14 protein-coding genes are annotated in these 14,523 nt (G+C 70.9%); 5 read left to right on the top strand and 9 right to left on the bottom strand.

All coding sequences use genetic code 11. The annotated features are described in order from the left end of the window. Positions 1-32: 32 nt before the first annotated feature. Together BKI49_RS15525 and BKI49_RS15530 are read right to left on the bottom strand one after the other, a co-directional pair. Positions 33-392, bottom strand: a complete 360-nt coding sequence (locus BKI49_RS15525) for a VOC family protein (RefSeq protein WP_095934873.1) — start codon at positions 390-392, stop codon at positions 33-35. Further along, entirely contained in the window at positions 392-1,210 is an 819-nt protein-coding gene (locus BKI49_RS15530; RefSeq protein ID WP_095934874.1) for a trans-aconitate 2-methyltransferase, read from the bottom strand. Before BKI49_RS15530 ends, BKI49_RS15525 begins: the two co-directional genes overlap by 1 nt. A 210-nt stretch (positions 1,211-1,420) precedes the next feature. Between BKI49_RS15530 and tamR the strand changes: the two genes are divergently transcribed. Further along, positions 1,421-1,918, top strand: a complete 498-nt coding sequence (tamR, locus tag BKI49_RS15535; protein ID WP_095934875.1) for a MarR family transcriptional regulator TamR — start codon at positions 1,421-1,423, stop codon at positions 1,916-1,918. Here tamR and BKI49_RS15540 read toward each other — a convergent pair. Next, the gene (locus BKI49_RS15540) at positions 1,877-2,644 is read right to left on the bottom strand and encodes a LuxR C-terminal-related transcriptional regulator (RefSeq protein ID WP_028804901.1); all 768 of its coding nucleotides are present in this window, start codon (positions 2,642-2,644) and stop codon (positions 1,877-1,879) included. The genes tamR and BKI49_RS15540 overlap by 42 nt on opposite strands. Positions 2,645-2,899: 255 nt before the next feature. Here BKI49_RS15540 and BKI49_RS15545 point away from each other — a divergent pair, with 255 nt between their 5' ends. After that, positions 2,900-3,355 (top strand): GNAT family N-acetyltransferase, encoded by a 456-nt coding sequence (locus BKI49_RS15545; protein WP_095934876.1) that lies wholly within the window; start codon positions 2,900-2,902, stop codon positions 3,353-3,355. Between the two features lie 56 nt (positions 3,356-3,411). Here the strand turns inward: BKI49_RS15545 and galK are convergent, their stop codons facing one another. Genes galK through galT form a run of 3 tightly spaced genes read right to left on the bottom strand, consistent with a single transcriptional unit; the run spans position 3,412 to position 6,584 of the window. Continuing rightward, entirely contained in the window at positions 3,412-4,554 is a 1,143-nt protein-coding gene (galK, locus tag BKI49_RS15550; protein WP_095934877.1) for a galactokinase, read from the bottom strand. Next, the gene (gene galE / locus BKI49_RS15555) at positions 4,555-5,523 is read right to left on the bottom strand and encodes a UDP-glucose 4-epimerase GalE (protein WP_095934878.1); all 969 of its coding nucleotides are present in this window, start codon (positions 5,521-5,523) and stop codon (positions 4,555-4,557) included. Continuing rightward, entirely contained in the window at positions 5,520-6,584 is a 1,065-nt protein-coding gene (gene galT, locus BKI49_RS15560; RefSeq protein WP_095934879.1) for a galactose-1-phosphate uridylyltransferase, read from the bottom strand. The genes galE and galT overlap by 4 nt, the downstream gene beginning before the upstream one ends. A gap of 177 nt (positions 6,585-6,761) precedes the next feature. Here galT and BKI49_RS15565 point away from each other — a divergent pair, with 177 nt between their 5' ends. From BKI49_RS15565 to BKI49_RS15575, 3 genes are all read left to right on the top strand, one after another. Then, positions 6,762-8,453 (top strand): sodium:solute symporter family protein, encoded by a 1,692-nt coding sequence (locus BKI49_RS15565; RefSeq protein ID WP_095934880.1) that lies wholly within the window; start codon positions 6,762-6,764, stop codon positions 8,451-8,453. Positions 8,454-8,474: 21 nt separating this feature from the next. Beyond that, the gene (locus tag BKI49_RS15570) at positions 8,475-8,804 is read left to right on the top strand and encodes a hypothetical protein (RefSeq protein ID WP_095934881.1); all 330 of its coding nucleotides are present in this window, start codon (positions 8,475-8,477) and stop codon (positions 8,802-8,804) included. Between the two features lie 93 nt (positions 8,805-8,897). Further along, positions 8,898-9,815, top strand: a complete 918-nt coding sequence (locus BKI49_RS15575; protein WP_095934882.1) for an NAD(P)-dependent oxidoreductase — start codon at positions 8,898-8,900, stop codon at positions 9,813-9,815. Between the two features lie 10 nt (positions 9,816-9,825). Here BKI49_RS15575 and BKI49_RS15580 read toward each other — a convergent pair whose 3' ends face one another. The 3 genes from BKI49_RS15580 to BKI49_RS15590 form a co-directional block, all read right to left on the bottom strand. Continuing rightward, positions 9,826-10,527 carry a helix-turn-helix transcriptional regulator gene (locus tag BKI49_RS15580; RefSeq protein WP_095934883.1) on the bottom strand — a complete coding sequence of 234 codons (702 nt, stop codon included), beginning with the start codon at positions 10,525-10,527 and terminating at the stop codon, positions 9,826-9,828. Between the two features lie 227 nt (positions 10,528-10,754). Next, the gene (locus BKI49_RS15585; protein WP_095934884.1) at positions 10,755-12,602 is read right to left on the bottom strand and encodes an outer membrane protein assembly factor BamB family protein; all 1,848 of its coding nucleotides are present in this window, start codon (positions 12,600-12,602) and stop codon (positions 10,755-10,757) included. 70 nt (positions 12,603-12,672) lie between these two features. Continuing rightward, complete coding sequence (locus BKI49_RS15590; RefSeq protein ID WP_095934885.1) at positions 12,673-14,466, bottom strand: outer membrane protein assembly factor BamB family protein; 1,794 nt, start codon at positions 14,464-14,466, stop codon at positions 12,673-12,675. Positions 14,467-14,523: the final 57 nt, after the last annotated feature.

Raw genomic sequence — 14,523 nt, forward strand, 5'->3', positions numbered from 1 at the left:
GGTGGGAGTCAGCGCCCCCGCCCCGGTCCCGCTCAACGGGGTTCGAGGAACTCCAGGCGGTTGCCGACGGGGTCCTCGGAGTAGAAACGCCGATGGCCGGGGAGGTCGTCGTCCCAGGTCACGACCGCTCCCAGGGCTTCCAGGCGGGCGGCGTACGCCGTGATGCCGGCGACCCGGAGTCCGGGGTGGGCCTTGCGGGCCGGCCGGAAGTCCTCCTCGACGCCCAGGTGCAGCCGCACCGGCCCGGCCGTGAACCAGCAGCCGCCGCGGGCGGCGAGGACGGGCGGCTTGGGCACCTCGGTCATCCCGAGGACACCGACGTAGTACGCGCGCAGCCGGTCCTCGGAGCCGGGCGGGGCGGCGAGCTGGACGTGGTCGACGGCGACGAGCATCAGCGGGCCGTCCGGGCGACGGCGAACAGACGGCGGAAGGGCAGGACCGTGCCGTAGGGCTCGGCCGGGTAGGCGTCGCGGAGCAGCTCCCGGTACTCGGCGACGAAGGCGTCCCGCGCCTCCGGTTCGTCGGCGAGGGCGGTGAGCACGGGACGCAGGGCGGTGCCCTTCGCCCAGTCCAGGACCGGGTCCTCGCCCGTCAGCTGCTGCATGTACGTCGTCTCCCAGACGTCCACCGCGCAGCCGAGGCGGGCCAGCCGGTCCAGGTAGACGAGCGGGTCGTGGACGGAGTCGTCGGGGCGCAGGAGGCCGCCGAGGTGCTCCTTCCAGCGGGCGGTGCCGGCGAGTTCCCGCAGCAGGGCGTGCAGGGGCGCGTCGAGGTTGTTCGGGACCTGGAAGGCGAGGACGCCCCCGGGGGCGAGGGCGTCGAGCCAGCCGGAGAACGCGTCGAGGTGGCCCGGCACCCACTGGAGCGCCGCGTTCGAGACGATCATGTCGTACGTCTGGGTCGGCGCCCAGTCCGTGAGGTCCGCGTGGGCGAAGTCGAGCAGGCCGCCGCCGGCCGTGGCGCCCGCGTACTCCTTCGTCCTGGCGAGCATCTCCGGGGAGTTGTCGTAGCCGGTGATGTGCGCGTCCGGCCAGCGTTCGGCGAGCTGGACGGTGACGTTGCCGGGGCCGCAGCCGAGGTCGGCGATGCGGGCCGGTTCGTGCGGGAGGGCCGGGACCCGGGCGAGGAGGTCGGCGAAGGGCCGCGCGCGGTGCTCGGCGTGACGCAGGTACTGGCTGGGGTCCCAGGTGGGGGTGGTGCCGGCAGTCATGAGGGCCTCCTCGGAACGACGGTCGCAAGAACAAGCGGCCGGACCCGGCGGCCGGGCCCGCGGCGGACCCCCGATCGCCGCGGCCGCGGGGCCGTGCGGCACCGCGGGGCGCCCGGCCGCCTGCCTCCACCCTCACACCTAAGATATCTCGACGTCAAGAGACTTCACATCAAGAGACTTCATGTCGACACAACCACTACACTGATCGTCATGGAGGACGAGGTCGATCGGCTGGTCGCAGCGTGGCGCCGGGAGCGCCCGGACCTCGACGTGGAGCCGCTGGAAGTACTCAGCCGGGTGAGCAGACTGGCCCGGCACCTGGACCGCGCACGCCGCCTGGCGTTCTCCGAGCACAGCCTGGAGCCCTGGGAGTTCGACGTCCTGACCGCGCTCAGGCGCGCCGGATCGCCCTATCAGCTCTCCCCCGGACAGCTGCTCACCCAGACCCTCGTCACCTCGGGCACGATGACCAACCGCATCGACCGGCTGACGAAGAAGGGCCTGGTGGAGCGCCTCCCCGACCCGAGCGACCGCAGGGGTGTGCTGGTACGCCTGACGGACGAGGGCCGCGACCGGGCGGACCAGGCGCTGGCGGGCCTGCTGGAGCAGGAGCGCGCGATCCTGGCGGAGCTCAGCAGGACCCAGCGCGGCGAACTGGCCGGACTGCTACGCCAGTTGACCGCCCCGTTCGACAACATCCCCGGCTAGGTCGACGGGCCCGACGCCGGCCCGGCGGGCGAGTGCCACCGCGGCCAGCGTCGAGTGCACGCCCAGCTTGCCGAGGACGTTCTGCATGTGCGTCCGGACGGTGTGCGGCGACAGGAACAGCCGCTCGGCCACGGCCTTGCGCCCCAGCCCGGCCACCATGCAGCGCAGCACCTCCCGCTCCCGGGGCGTGAGCGACTCGACGAGCCGCTCGCTCTCCGTCCGGTGCTTGCGCGCCGCGGTCAGCTCCCGCAGCACGCCCGTGAGCAGGGCGGGCGGCAGGTGCGTCTCGTCGCGCAGCACTCCGCGGATGACGGTGAGCAGACGCGACAGGGAGCAGTCCTTGGCGACCCACCCCGAGGCGCCCGCCTGGAGCGCGAGCGCGGCGCGACGCGGATCGTCCTTCTCCGCCAGTACGACGGTGCGGACGCTCGGCTGCCCGGACCGCACGCCGGCCACGAGCGAGATGCCGTCGACGATGCCGTCCTCGTTGCTCTCCTGGACCTGCACCGCCGGACGCATCCCGGGCAGATTGCCGCCCAGGTCCGCGTCGACGAGCAGCACGTCGAACCGGCGTCCCTCCGCGGCCGCGCGTTCCAGGCAGCGCAGCGCGGCGGGGCCGCTGCCCGCGGCGGACACGTCGACGTCGGGCTCGGCCGCGAGTGCGGCAGCGAGCGACTCGGCGAAGATGCGATGGTCGTCGACGACCAGTACTCGGATGCGAACCACTGAAACCCCCACTGTCGGGGGACGACCGGTGCGGGTACGGCGCCCGAAGTGATCCCGGACCGCTTCCGGTCCGGAAAGCAGGGTGCCTCAGCCGCACGGCCGCCGCCGTGCTGGAAGTGCTACCCCCACTTCGGGCGTCGTACCCGACTGTCTCGCCCCCTGATCAGCACCGGCCCCCACCGGCGCTGTTCATCAGGGTAAGGCGAAGGGCCCGGAGCGGAAGGTAAATCGCAGAACTGGTTGGCCAGCGCGTTTATGGTGAGCCTTATGTTTCGTATCGAGACAGGAGACGACAAAGACCGGCGGGATCTGCTCCGCCGAAGTCTGCTCGACACCAACACACGGGCGTCTCCCGTCCTCCGCGCCCTGCGCGGAACCCCTGGTGAACGGGAAGTTCCGCTCCACGTATGGGCCTTGGACGCCGACGGCGCACTCGCCGGGGGACTTGTCGGCCACACCTGGACGACGTGGCTGCACGTGACCTACCTGTGGGTCGACGACCGGCACCGCGGCGCCGGACTCGGCTCGCGCCTGCTCGCGGAGGCCGAGCGGCTGGCCGGCGACGAGCGCGGCTGCCGCGCCGCCCGTCTGGAGACCTGGGACTTCCAGGCCCCCGGCTTCTACCGTCGCCACGGCTACGACGTGGTCTGCGTGATCCCGGACTATCCGCCGGGCGTCACGGAGTACACCCTGACCAAGCAACTGGCCTGACGGCGGCGGGTTCCGGCCGGGCGGACCGCTTCGCGCGGCCCGCCCGGCGTCCTCGCTCAGACCAGGCGGCGCGCCCCCGCGGACGGGACCGCCGGGAAGACACGCGGGGCGGTGTACCCCGCGGCGGCGAAGGCCTCGGCCACCGCCTTGGTGACCGTGTCCACGTCGGCCGACTCCACGAGGACGACCGCCGACCCGCCGAAGCCGCCTCCCGTCATGCGGGCGCCCAGAGCTCCGGCCGCGTTGGCCGTCGCCACCACGAGGTCCAGCTCCGGGCAGGAGATCCGCAGGTCGTCCCGCAGGGAGACGTGACCTTCGGTGAGGACCGGCCCGATCGCCCGGACGTCACCCGCGTCCAGCAGGGCGATGACCTGCTCCACCCGGTGGTCGTCGGACACGACGTGCCGGACGTAGCGGCGGACCCGCTCGTCCGACAGCCGCGCCAGCGCCGCGTCGAGGCCGGTGTACGGCACGTCCCGCAGATGGGAGACACCCAGCTGCCGCGCGCCCTCCTCGCACCCCGCACGCCGCTCGGCGTACGCCCCGTCGCCCAGGGCGTGCTTCACCCGGGAGTCGACGACCAGGAGTTCGAGCCCCTGGGCGGCCAGGTCGAACGGGACCTGGCGGATCGACAGGTCCCGGCAGTCGAGGTGCAGGGCGTGCCCCTCGGTGCAGCAGGCCGACGCCGTCTGGTCCATGATCCCGCAGGGCACGCCCACGAAGTCGTTCTCGGCCCGCTGCGCGAGACGCGCCAACTCCGGTCCGGTGAGACCGAGTTCGTACAGGTCGTTGAGGGCGAGCGCCGTCACGACCTCCAGCGCCGCGGACGAGGAGAGGCCCGCCCCGGTGGGCACGGTCGAGGCGAGATGCAGATCGGCGCCGCCGACCACGTGCCCCGCCTGGCCGAGCGCCCACACCACACCGGCCGGGTACGCGGCCCAGCCCGTGTCGGACAGCGGGACCAGCGCCTCGATGTCCAGCTCGACGACCGGCCCCTCGATGTCCGCGGAGTGCAGCCGCAACACCCGGTCCGCGCGCCGCGACACGGCCGCCACGGCCGTGTGCGGCAGCGCGAGCGGCATGACGAACCCCTCGTTGAAGTCCGTGTACTCGCCGATCAGGTTGACCCTGCCGGGCGCCGCCCAGACACCCTCGGGTACGGCGCCGTACAGCTCTTCGAAGCCCTCGCGAACCCCCACCTACTGCTCCTTCGACCTGTTCTGTGCGAACTCCCACGCGTCCGCGACGATCCCCGCGAGATCCGCGCGGGACGGATTCCAGCCGAGGCGCTCCCGGGCGGCCTCGGCCGACGCGACCAGCACCGCCGGGTCGCCGCCGCGGCGCGGCGCCACGACCTCGGGAATGGGGTGGCCGGTGACCTGGCGCACCGTCTCGATGACCTCGCGGACGGAGAAGCCGTTGCCGTTGCCGAGGTTGCAGATCAGATGCTCGCCGGGGGTGGCGGCGGCGACCGCCAGCAGATGGGCCTCGGCGAGGTCGGCGACATGGATGTAGTCGCGGATGCAGGTGCCGTCCGGCGTCGGGTAGTCGTCGCCGTAGACCGAGATGGCGTCGCGGCGGCCCTGGGCGACCTGGAGGACGAGCGGGATGAGGTGCGACTCGGGGTCGTGCCGCTCGCCGCAGGAGCCGTAGGCGCCCGCCACGTTGAAGTAGCGCAGCGAGACCGCGCCGAGTCCGTGCGCCGCCGCCTCACCGGTGATCATGTGGTCGACGGCGAGCTTCGAGGCGCCGTACGGGTTGGTCGGCCGCGTGGGGGCGGTCTCGACGATCGGGGTCCGCTCCGGCTCGCCGTAGGTGGCGGCGGTGGACGAGAAGACCAGCTTGCGGACGCCCGCCTCACGCATCGCGGCGAGCAGCGCCATCGTGCCGCCGACGTTGTTGTCCCAGTACTTCTCGGGCTTCACGACGGACTCGCCGACCTGCGAGAAGGCGGCGAAGTGCAGCACGGCGTCGTACGAGGAGTCCAGCCACTTGGCGGCGTCGCGGATGTCGCCCTCGACGAAGGCGGCCCCGGCGGGCACGCCCTCGCGGAACCCGGTCGAGAGGTTGTCGAGGACGGTGACCTCGTGCCCGGCCTCGACCAGGTGCTGCGCGACCACGCTGCCCACATAGCCCGCGCCGCCGGTGACCAGGTACTTCCCACTCATGAACTCGCTACCTCTCGCAGTCGCTGGGCCGCGGTCTCCGGCGGCACGTCGTTGATGAACACGCTCATGCCGGATTCGGAACCCGCGAGGAACTTCAGCTTGCCGGAAGTGCGGCGGATGGTGAAAAGCTCGAGGTGGAGCGCGAAGTCGTCCCGGTTGACGCCGTCGAACTCCTCCAGCGGGCCGAACGGCGCCTGGTGCCATGCGGCGATGTACGGCGTCGGGGGCTCACCTTCACCGAAGATCCGGTCGAAGCGCCTCAAGAGTTCCAGATAGACCTGGGGGAATTCTTTGCGCGCGTCCGCGTCGAGGCCGAGCAGGTCGGGCACACGACGGCGCGGATACAGGTGGACCTCGTAGGGCCAGTGCGCCGCGTACGGCACGAAGGCGACCCAGTGGTCGCTCGCCAGGACGACCCGGGAGCCGTCGGCGAGCTCACGCGCGACGACCTCGTCGAAGAGGTTCTCGCCGCCGGTCGCCTCCTTGTGCGCGGCGAGCGAGCGCAGCATCAGGGCGGTACGCGGGGTGGTGAAGGGGTAGCCGTAGATCTGCCCGTGCGGGTGGCCGAGGGTGACGCCGATCTCGGCGCCGCGGTTCTCGAAGCAGAAGACCTGTTCGACGGAGGAGAGATGGGACAGCTCGGCCGTGCGGTCCGTCCACGCCTCCAGGACGAGCCCCGCCTGCTCCTCGGTCAGATCGGCGAAGGAGGCGTCGTGGTCGGAGGTGAAGCAGACGACCTCGCAGCGTCCGGAGTCGCCGGCCAGGGAGGGGAAACGGTTCTCGAAGACCACGACGTCGTACGAGGAGTCCGGGATCTCGCTCAGCCGCTCGCCCCGGGAGGGGCACAGGGGGCATTCGTCGGCCGGCGGGTGGTAGGTGCGGCCCTGGCGGTGCGAGGCGACGGCGACGCTGTCGCCGAGCAGCGGGTCGCGGCGGATCTCGGAGGTCGTGACGGTGCGCTCCAGAGGACGCCGGTCGACCGCGTCGCGCACGGTGTCGTCGCGCAGGTCGTAGTAGACGAGCTCACGACCGTCGGCCAGTCGGGTCGAGGTCTTCTTCACTTCGGACTCCCCAGTCGAGCCACCGAACCTTCAAACAGAACCCAACATACCAAAACACAAGTCACCACGGCCGTCAACATCACAATCAAACAAAGACCATCATCAGAAGTGTTCAATTACTGAACACGGAGGCGTAGGTTCCGCTCAGGTTCAGTTCGCGCAACGAAGCGAGTACGCATGCAAACCCCCACACATACCCCCACAGAACTGGCGGCGGGGCTACGGCTCCCCACCAACGGGCTCGATTACGCGATCATGGCGATCTACTTCGCCGTGGTTCTCGGCATCGGCTTCGCCGCCCGCCGCTCGGTGAAGACGACCCTGGACTTCTTCCTGTCGGGCCGGTCACTGCCCGCCTGGATCACCGGCCTGGCCTTCATCTCGGCCAACCTGGCCGCCACCGAGATCCTCGGCATGGCCGCGAACAGCGCCCAGTACGGCGCCTACACCGTCCACTGGTACTGGATCGGCGCCATCCCCGCCATGGTCTTCCTCGGCCTGGTGATGATGCCCTTCTACTACGGCAGCAAGGTCCGCTCCGTCCCGGAGATGCTGCTGCTCCGCTTCGACAAGTCGGCCCACCTGCTGAGTTCGATCCTGTTCGCCTTCGCGGCCATCCTGATCGCCGGCGTGAACCTCTACGCCCTCGCGATCGTCGTCGAGGCACTCCTCGGCTGGCCGCAGTGGGTGGCCATCCTGGTCGCCGGCTTCTTCGTGCTCGCCTACATCACGCTCGGCGGCCTGTCCTCGGCGATCTACAACGAGGTGCTCCAGTTCTTCGTGATCCTGGCGGCCCTCATCCCGATCGTCGTGCTCGGCCTGAAGAAGGTCGGCGGCTGGGACGGACTGACCGACTCCCTCTCCAAGACCCACGGCCACGACTTCGTCACCGCCTGGGGCGGCACCGGCATCGGCAGCGCCAACCCGCTCGGTGCCAACTGGCTGACCATCGTGCTCGGCCTCGGGTTCGTCCTGTCCTTCGGCTACTGGACCACCAACTTCGCCGAGGTGCAGCGCGCCCTGTCCGCGAAGAACCTCTCCGCCGCCCAGCGCACCCCGCTGATCGCCGCCTTCCCGAAGATCTTCATCGTCTTCCTGGTGATGATCCCGGGCCTGGTCGCCGCCGTCCTCGTGCCCAAGATCGGCACCCCCGGCTCCGACCTCCAGTACAACGACGCCATCCCCTACCTGATGCAGGAGCTGCTGCCCAACGGCGTGCTGGGCATCGCGGTGACCGGTCTGCTCGCCGCCTTCATGGCCGGTATGGCCGCCAACGTCTCGTCCTTCAACACGGTGTTCACCAACGACATCTGGGCGAAGTACGTGGTCCGGGGCCGCGAGGACGCGTACTACGTGCGCTTCGGCCGCCTCATCACCGCGATCGGCGTGGCCGCCTCGGTGGGCACGGCGTTCCTGGCGTCGTCGTTCTCGAACATCATGAGCTACCTCCAGACGCTCTTCTCCTTCTTCAACGTGCCGATGTTCGTGGTCTTCATCGTCGGCATGTTCTGGAAGCGCGCCTCCACCAAGTCCGGCTTCTGGGGCCTGCTCGCCGGCACCGTGACCGCGATGGTGAACTACTTCGTCCTCTACAAGCGCGGCATCATCGACATCCCCACCGACCAGGGCGCCAACTTCGTCTCCGCGATCGCGGGCTTCGTCGCCGGTGCGGTCGTCATGGTCGTCGTGTCGCTGTTCACCGCCCCGAAGCCGGAGGAGGAGCTCCAGGGCCTGGTCTACGGCACCCGCTCCCCCGGCATGGAGGAACCGCCCGCCCCCGGGGACGACGCCTGGTACCGCAAGCCGGCCCTGCTGGGCTGGGGCGCAGTGATCATCGCGGCAGCCTGCTACATCCCGTTCTCGCTCTGATCGCGGGAGGATTGAGAAACCATGACCGAGCATTCCGGACACTCCGGGTTCTCCGAGAAGGACGTCCAGCGGGAAGTCACCGAGCTGGAGGGCAAGTCCGCCACCGCCGCCCGCATCTTCGACCTGCGCCGCATCATCGGACTCCTGTTCGTGCTCTACGGCCTCATCGTCGGGATCACCGGGCTCACCGACTCCGACGCCGCCATCGAGAAGGCCCAGGGCGTCAACATCAACCTGTGGACCGGCCTGGGCATGCTGCTCCTCGGCCTGTTCTTCCTCGTCTGGCTGAAGCTGCGTCCGACACCGCCGCCGACACCCCACGTCCTGCCCGAGGAGCAGGACAACGAGTAGCGTCCGCGTACGGGGCTGGAGTTCTTCGGGACTCCGGCCCCGTACCGCTGTAGGCACCCCCTGCCCCGTCCATCGAGAAGGAGCGCACCCCTCATGACCACGCCGAACGCCACCGACCGGCCCGTGAAGCTCACCGTCAGCGTCCTCGGCACCGGGATCATGGGAGCCGCGATGGCGCGCAGCCTCGCACGGGCCGGACACACCGTCCGCGCCTGGAACCGCAGCCGCGACAAGGCCGAGCCGCTGGCCGCCGACGGCATCCAGGTCGCCGGCACTCCCGCCGAGGCGGTCCGGGACGCCGAGGTCGTCCTCACCGTGCTGTACGACGGTGCCGCCGCCCTCGACGTCATGCGGCAGGCGGTGCCCGGTCTGCGCCCCGGCGCCGCCTGGGTGCAGTCGACGACCGCGGGCATCGAGTCCGTCCCCGAGCTGGCCGGCTTCGCCCGCGAGCACGGGCTGGTCTTCTTCGACGCGCCGGTCCTCGGGACCCGTCAGCCCGCCGAGGCGGGGCAGCTGACCGTGCTGGCGGCCGGCCCGTCCGGGAGCCGCGACACCGTGACGCCGGTCTTCGACGCCGTCGGCTCACGCACCGTGTGGACCGGCGAGGACGGCGCGGCCGGCAGCGCGACGCGCCTCAAGCTCGTCGCCAACAGCTGGGTCCTCGCGGCCACCGCCGCCAGCGGTGAGGTCCTCGCCCTGGCGCAGGGCCTGGGCGTGGACCCGCACGGCTTCTTCGACCTGATCGCCGGCGGCCCGCTCGACATGGTCTATCTGCGCGCCAAGGCCGACCTGGTCCTGGAGGACCGGCTGACACCGGCGAGTTTCGCGGTCGCCACCGCCGAGAAGGACGCCCGTCTGATCGTCCGGGCCGGAGAGCACAACGGCGTCCGTCTCGACGTGGCCGCCGCGGCCGCGGAACGCTTCGGCCGCGCCGCCGCCCAGGGCCACGCCGACGAGGACATGGCCGCCGCCTACTTCGCCAGCTTCGACGAGCGGCGGCCCTCCGCGTAGGCCCCGGATCTCACAGGGGCTCCTCCGTCCCGCCGGGCGGGGCCGGCACCGGCCCCGCCCGGTCCAGCAGACCGGTGCGGGCGGCCAGCGCCGCCGCCTCCAGACGCGATCCCACACCCAGCTTCATCAGCACCCGCTGCACATGGGTGCGCGCCGTCGACGGGGCTATGCCCATCCCGGCCGCGATGAGCCGGGTGTCCTCGCCGTCCGCGACCCGCACGAGCACCTCCACCTCGCGCGGAGTGAGCATCTGGAGCAGCCGCTGCCCCTCGTCGTCGGGCTGGGCGGCCGGGTTGAGCAGTTCGCTGAAGGCGCCCTGGAGCAGCTGCGGGGCCACGGCCGCCTCACCCGCCCGCGCCTTCATGATCGCGCGCTCGACGCCCTCTATGCGTTCGTCGTGGCGTACGTAGCCCGACGCGCCGGCGGCGAACGCGGCGGCGATGCCCCGCGGGTTCGGCACCGGACCCAGGACGAGGACGGCCACCTGCGGCCGTTCCCGTTTGATCTTCACCACCGGGTCGAAGATCCCCGGCTCGGCCGGTGCGGCCGTGCCGAGCAGGCACACCTCGGGTGCCCGTGTGATCACCAGCTCCGCCGCCCCCGCGGCGGGCGCCGCCGCGGCGAGCACCCGGTGCCCGCGCAGCTTCAAGGCCGAGGCCAACGCCTCGGCGAGCAATCGGTGGTCGTCGACCACCATGAGCCGCACTCCCATCAGGCAACCCCCCAGTCCCCCCAAGCATCCCCACTGGTTCCCCGTGGATTAGGAGCCCCCCGGCTCTCCATCCCCCGGAAGCTACACGCTTGTTCGACGTTGCGCTTCCCCTACTGGAGAGATGTGCCCCGGAATATCGAAATCTCTCCCATTCGGGAGTGATGAGGGGTACGCGTGCGGCCCCGCCCCTGAGCAGGGACGGGGCCGCACGGCGGGGACCGGCTCGGCTACTGCGCGCCGAAGGCGACCACCAGGTACTCCTTGTCGTCCGCGGAGGACGGCTTGTGGGCGTAGACCTGCGACATGTACAGGCGGCCGTCGCGGTAGATGAACTCGGCGTACTCCGGGAGCATGCTGGACTCCGCGTCGCGGACCGATTCGCTCGCCGGGTTCTCCAGGAGCTTGGTCTCCTTGAAGGAGGTGCCGTCGAAGGAGACGACCTGCCCGCCCTTGTCGTACGGCGGACGCTTGTAGGCGAGGAGGTCGGTGCCGTCCATGCGCAGCGGGGTGATGGTGTAGCCGTCACCGGCGTCACCGCGCTGGCCGGTCTGCTTGCCGGTGGAGAGGTCGAAGGCGACGATCTCGTTGGTGCGGCTGTACTCCCCCGTGCCGTCGTGCTCCTCGGTCGGGATGTAGAGCTTGTCGTTGCCGACGGTGAGGCCGGAGCAGTACTCGATCCGGCTGATGCCGTCGCAGCGGGCCGCGTACGTCTTGCCCGGCGCGGAGATCTTCGTGCGCAGCTTGCCGGTCTTGTTGTCGATGGAGAAGAAGTCCGAGATGCCGCTGCCGTCCCCGGCGGAGTCGCCGACGTCGGCGGCGACGACCAGCGGGTCGGTGGAGACGACGCTCGCGTACTCGATACCGGGCGACATCTTGTACTCCGAGAGCACCTTCCCGGACTTCGGGTCGATGTTCTGGATGTGCAGCTGGCGGGTGCTGCCGTACTCGCCGCACTTGCGGACCGCGACGAGCTTCTCGCCACCGCCGTAGCCGGAGTCGTAGCAGCTGTCGGTCGGCTTGGGCGCCCACAGCGCCTTTCCGGTGGAGATGTCGAAGGCGCCGCCGCCGCTGGTGCTGCCCGCGGCGACCGTGTTCCCGCTCACGGTGACGTTGTCGATGTTGACCAGCTGGTCACCGGACTTGAGCGTCTTGGTCCACAGCTTCTTGCCGGCGTCGAGGTCGAGGGCGGCGAGCTGGCTGCAGCCGTGCGACGGGTCCTCCTTGGTCGGCATGGCGGGCTCGTAAGTGATCGCCGTGCGGTTGGCCTCGGTGGCGTGGCGGCTGGCCTGGCACACCGGGCCGGGCAGCTTGATCGTCCACACCTTGGCGCCGGTCTTGGGGTCGTAGCCGTCGACCTCGGCGTTGCCGCTCTTGACGTACACCTTGTCGGTGAGCCAGGAGCCGACGGTGGTGACGCTGCTGTCGTTCTTGACGGCGGGCGCGGGCACCTGGAAGAGCAGCTCGGCGCTGGTGTCGGAGGGGACCTTCTCCTTGCCGCCGGTGGAACCGCCGGACGTGCCGTCACCCTTGTCGCCCTTGTCGCCCTTGCTGCCGCCGGACGTGCTCGCGGTGTTCTTGTCGTCCTTGCCGGAGGACGACGCGTACCAGACCCCGCCGCCGACGATCAGCGCGACCGCGACCACGGCGGCCACGATGATGACCAGCTGGCTGTTGACCTTCCGGCCGCCGCCACCGCCCTGCGGGGCCTGCGGCTGCATCGGCATGGTCTGCTGCTGCGGGTATCCGTACGGGGCCTGCTGGCCCGGGGCACCGTACTGCGGCTGCTGTCCGGGGTAGCCGTAACCGGGCTGGGCCGGGGGCGGCGTCTGCGGATAGCCGTACGGCTGCTGCGGCGCGGCGGGCGGCGCGGTCTGCGGCGGCGGGGGCGTCTGCGGGTAGCCGTAGCCGGGGCCCTGCGCGGGCGGCGGGGGCGTCGGGGCGCCGAAGCCGCCGGGGGGCGGGTCCTGAGGCGCCCCGAAACCGCCGGGGGGCGGGTCCTGGGGCGCGCCGAAACCGCCCTGCGGGGGCTCGTTCGAAGGGGGCTGGTTCGGCGGCGGGGGCGGCGGCTGGCTCATGGCGTGTGTACCTCGGATGCGAAGGGGACGAAGGAGTGGGGGGCCTGGACGGGTGGGAGCGGTGGCCGGCTCACTTGCCGTACGCCAGCATCAACTTCTCCTTCGCGTCGTCCTGGCCCGTCAGCCGGGTGGTGGAGATGTAGAAACGCCCGTCGACGTAGTCGACCGCCTTCGAGAAGAAGCCGTTCTCGATGTCCGCGGTGCCCTGCGGGTTCTGCAGCAGCGTGGTGGGCCGGTGGCCGGTCCCGGTCGTGGGGATCGAGACGATCTTTCCCCCGCCGTCGTACGACGGCTCGACGTACGCGATGAGGTTGGTGCCCTCCATCCTCATGGGCAGCATCGTCTCGTCCGCCGGGGACTTGACGCGCCATTTCTCCTTGCCGGTCTCCAGGCTGAACGCGACGACCTCGTTGGCGCCGGTCTTCGCCTCGGTCGGCAGGTAGAGGGTGTTGGCGTCGGCGGCGGTGCCGAAGCAGCCCGTCAGATCGCGGTCGAGGACGGCGTATCCGCACTCGGGCGCGAAGGAGTCCTTGCTCTCCAGCTGCGAGCGCAGGCCACCGTTGTTCTTCAGCGCGGTGACGTTGACCCGCTTCTTGTCGTCGTTGGTCATGTAGAGGACGACGGGGGCTACGGAGTAGGCGCGTTCGACCGTCCAGCCCTTGGGGATCTTCGTGGTCCACTTGACCTTGCCGGTGGCCGGGTCCAGTTCCTGCACCTCGTCGTGCTTGTTGTCGCTGCCGACCGAACAGGACGAGACGGCCACGAGCTTGGCGCCGCCCGCGAAGCCGGCCGGGTAGCAGCCCGTGCCGTACTTCTTCTTCTCCCAGAGTTTCTTGCCGCTGCCGACGTCGTAGGCCACGCCGGACATGGAGCGGCCGACCATCAGCGTGTCGCCGGTGATGGACAGTTCCACCGAGATGGTGCTGTCGAAGAGTTCGCCGTCGGGGACCTTGCCGCTCCAGCCCTTGGCGCCGGTGTTCAGGTCGATCTGCTGGAGCTGGTTGCACTTGGCGCTGCTGCCGGGGCCGCTCATGTACGCGATGACGGCCTTGTCGTCGGACGTCTTCTGCGGGCTGACCGCGCAGATCTTCTGCGGCATGGTCAGCGCGTCCCAAGTGGGCTTGCCGTCGGTGACGTTGAAGGCGAAGACCTGCTTGTACGCGGCCTTCACCGCCGCCTTGTCGGTGACCCACAGGCCGGGGGCGTCGGCACCGGAACCGGGCGCGTCGGGCGCCGACTTGTACCAGAGCACCTTGGCCTCGCCGGGCTTTCGGCCCTCGTTGAGGTTCTCCGAGTCCTCGCCGCCGTCACCGCTGCCGTCCCCGGGGTTGACCGGGTCGTCGGAGACGGTGGGCTTCGGGCTGTGGCTCTTGTCGGCGACGGGCTTCTTGCCGTCGTCACCACCGCCGGCGCTCACGGCCCAGACGGTGCCGCCGACGACGAGCAGCGCGGCCACCGCGGCGCCGATGACGACGGCGGGCCTGCCCTTGAAGGGGTTCTTGGAGCCTCCGCCGGGCGGCGGGGTGCCGGGCGCGCCCGGGTACTGCGCCTGGGGCGGGTATCCGTAACCGGGCTGCTGCGGCTGCCCGTAGGGGCCGGGCTGGGTGTACGGCCCGGGCTGCTGCGGCTGGCCGTACGGTCCCGGCTGGGTGTACGGCCCGGGCTGCTGCGGGTATCCGTAGCCGGGCTGCGGAGCACCGGCCGGCGGAGTCGGTGGAGACGCGGGCGGCTGCGCGGGCGGCGGAGGCGTACCGAAGCCGCCCTGTGCGCGTGGGTCCTGCGGAGCGCCGAAACCGCCCTGCGGCGGCGGATCCTGTGGTGCTCCGAAACCACCCTGCGGCGGCTGACCAGGCGGCTGACTCATCAGCGCTTCCCCCTCTTCACTGATGTGGCGCCCCACCGGCGGCGCTGGATTTCCGCT

The sequence above is a fragment of the Streptomyces sp. Tue6028 genome (genome assembly GCF_002300165.1).
Lineage (GTDB): Bacteria > Actinomycetota > Actinomycetes > Streptomycetales > Streptomycetaceae > Streptomyces > Streptomyces siamensis.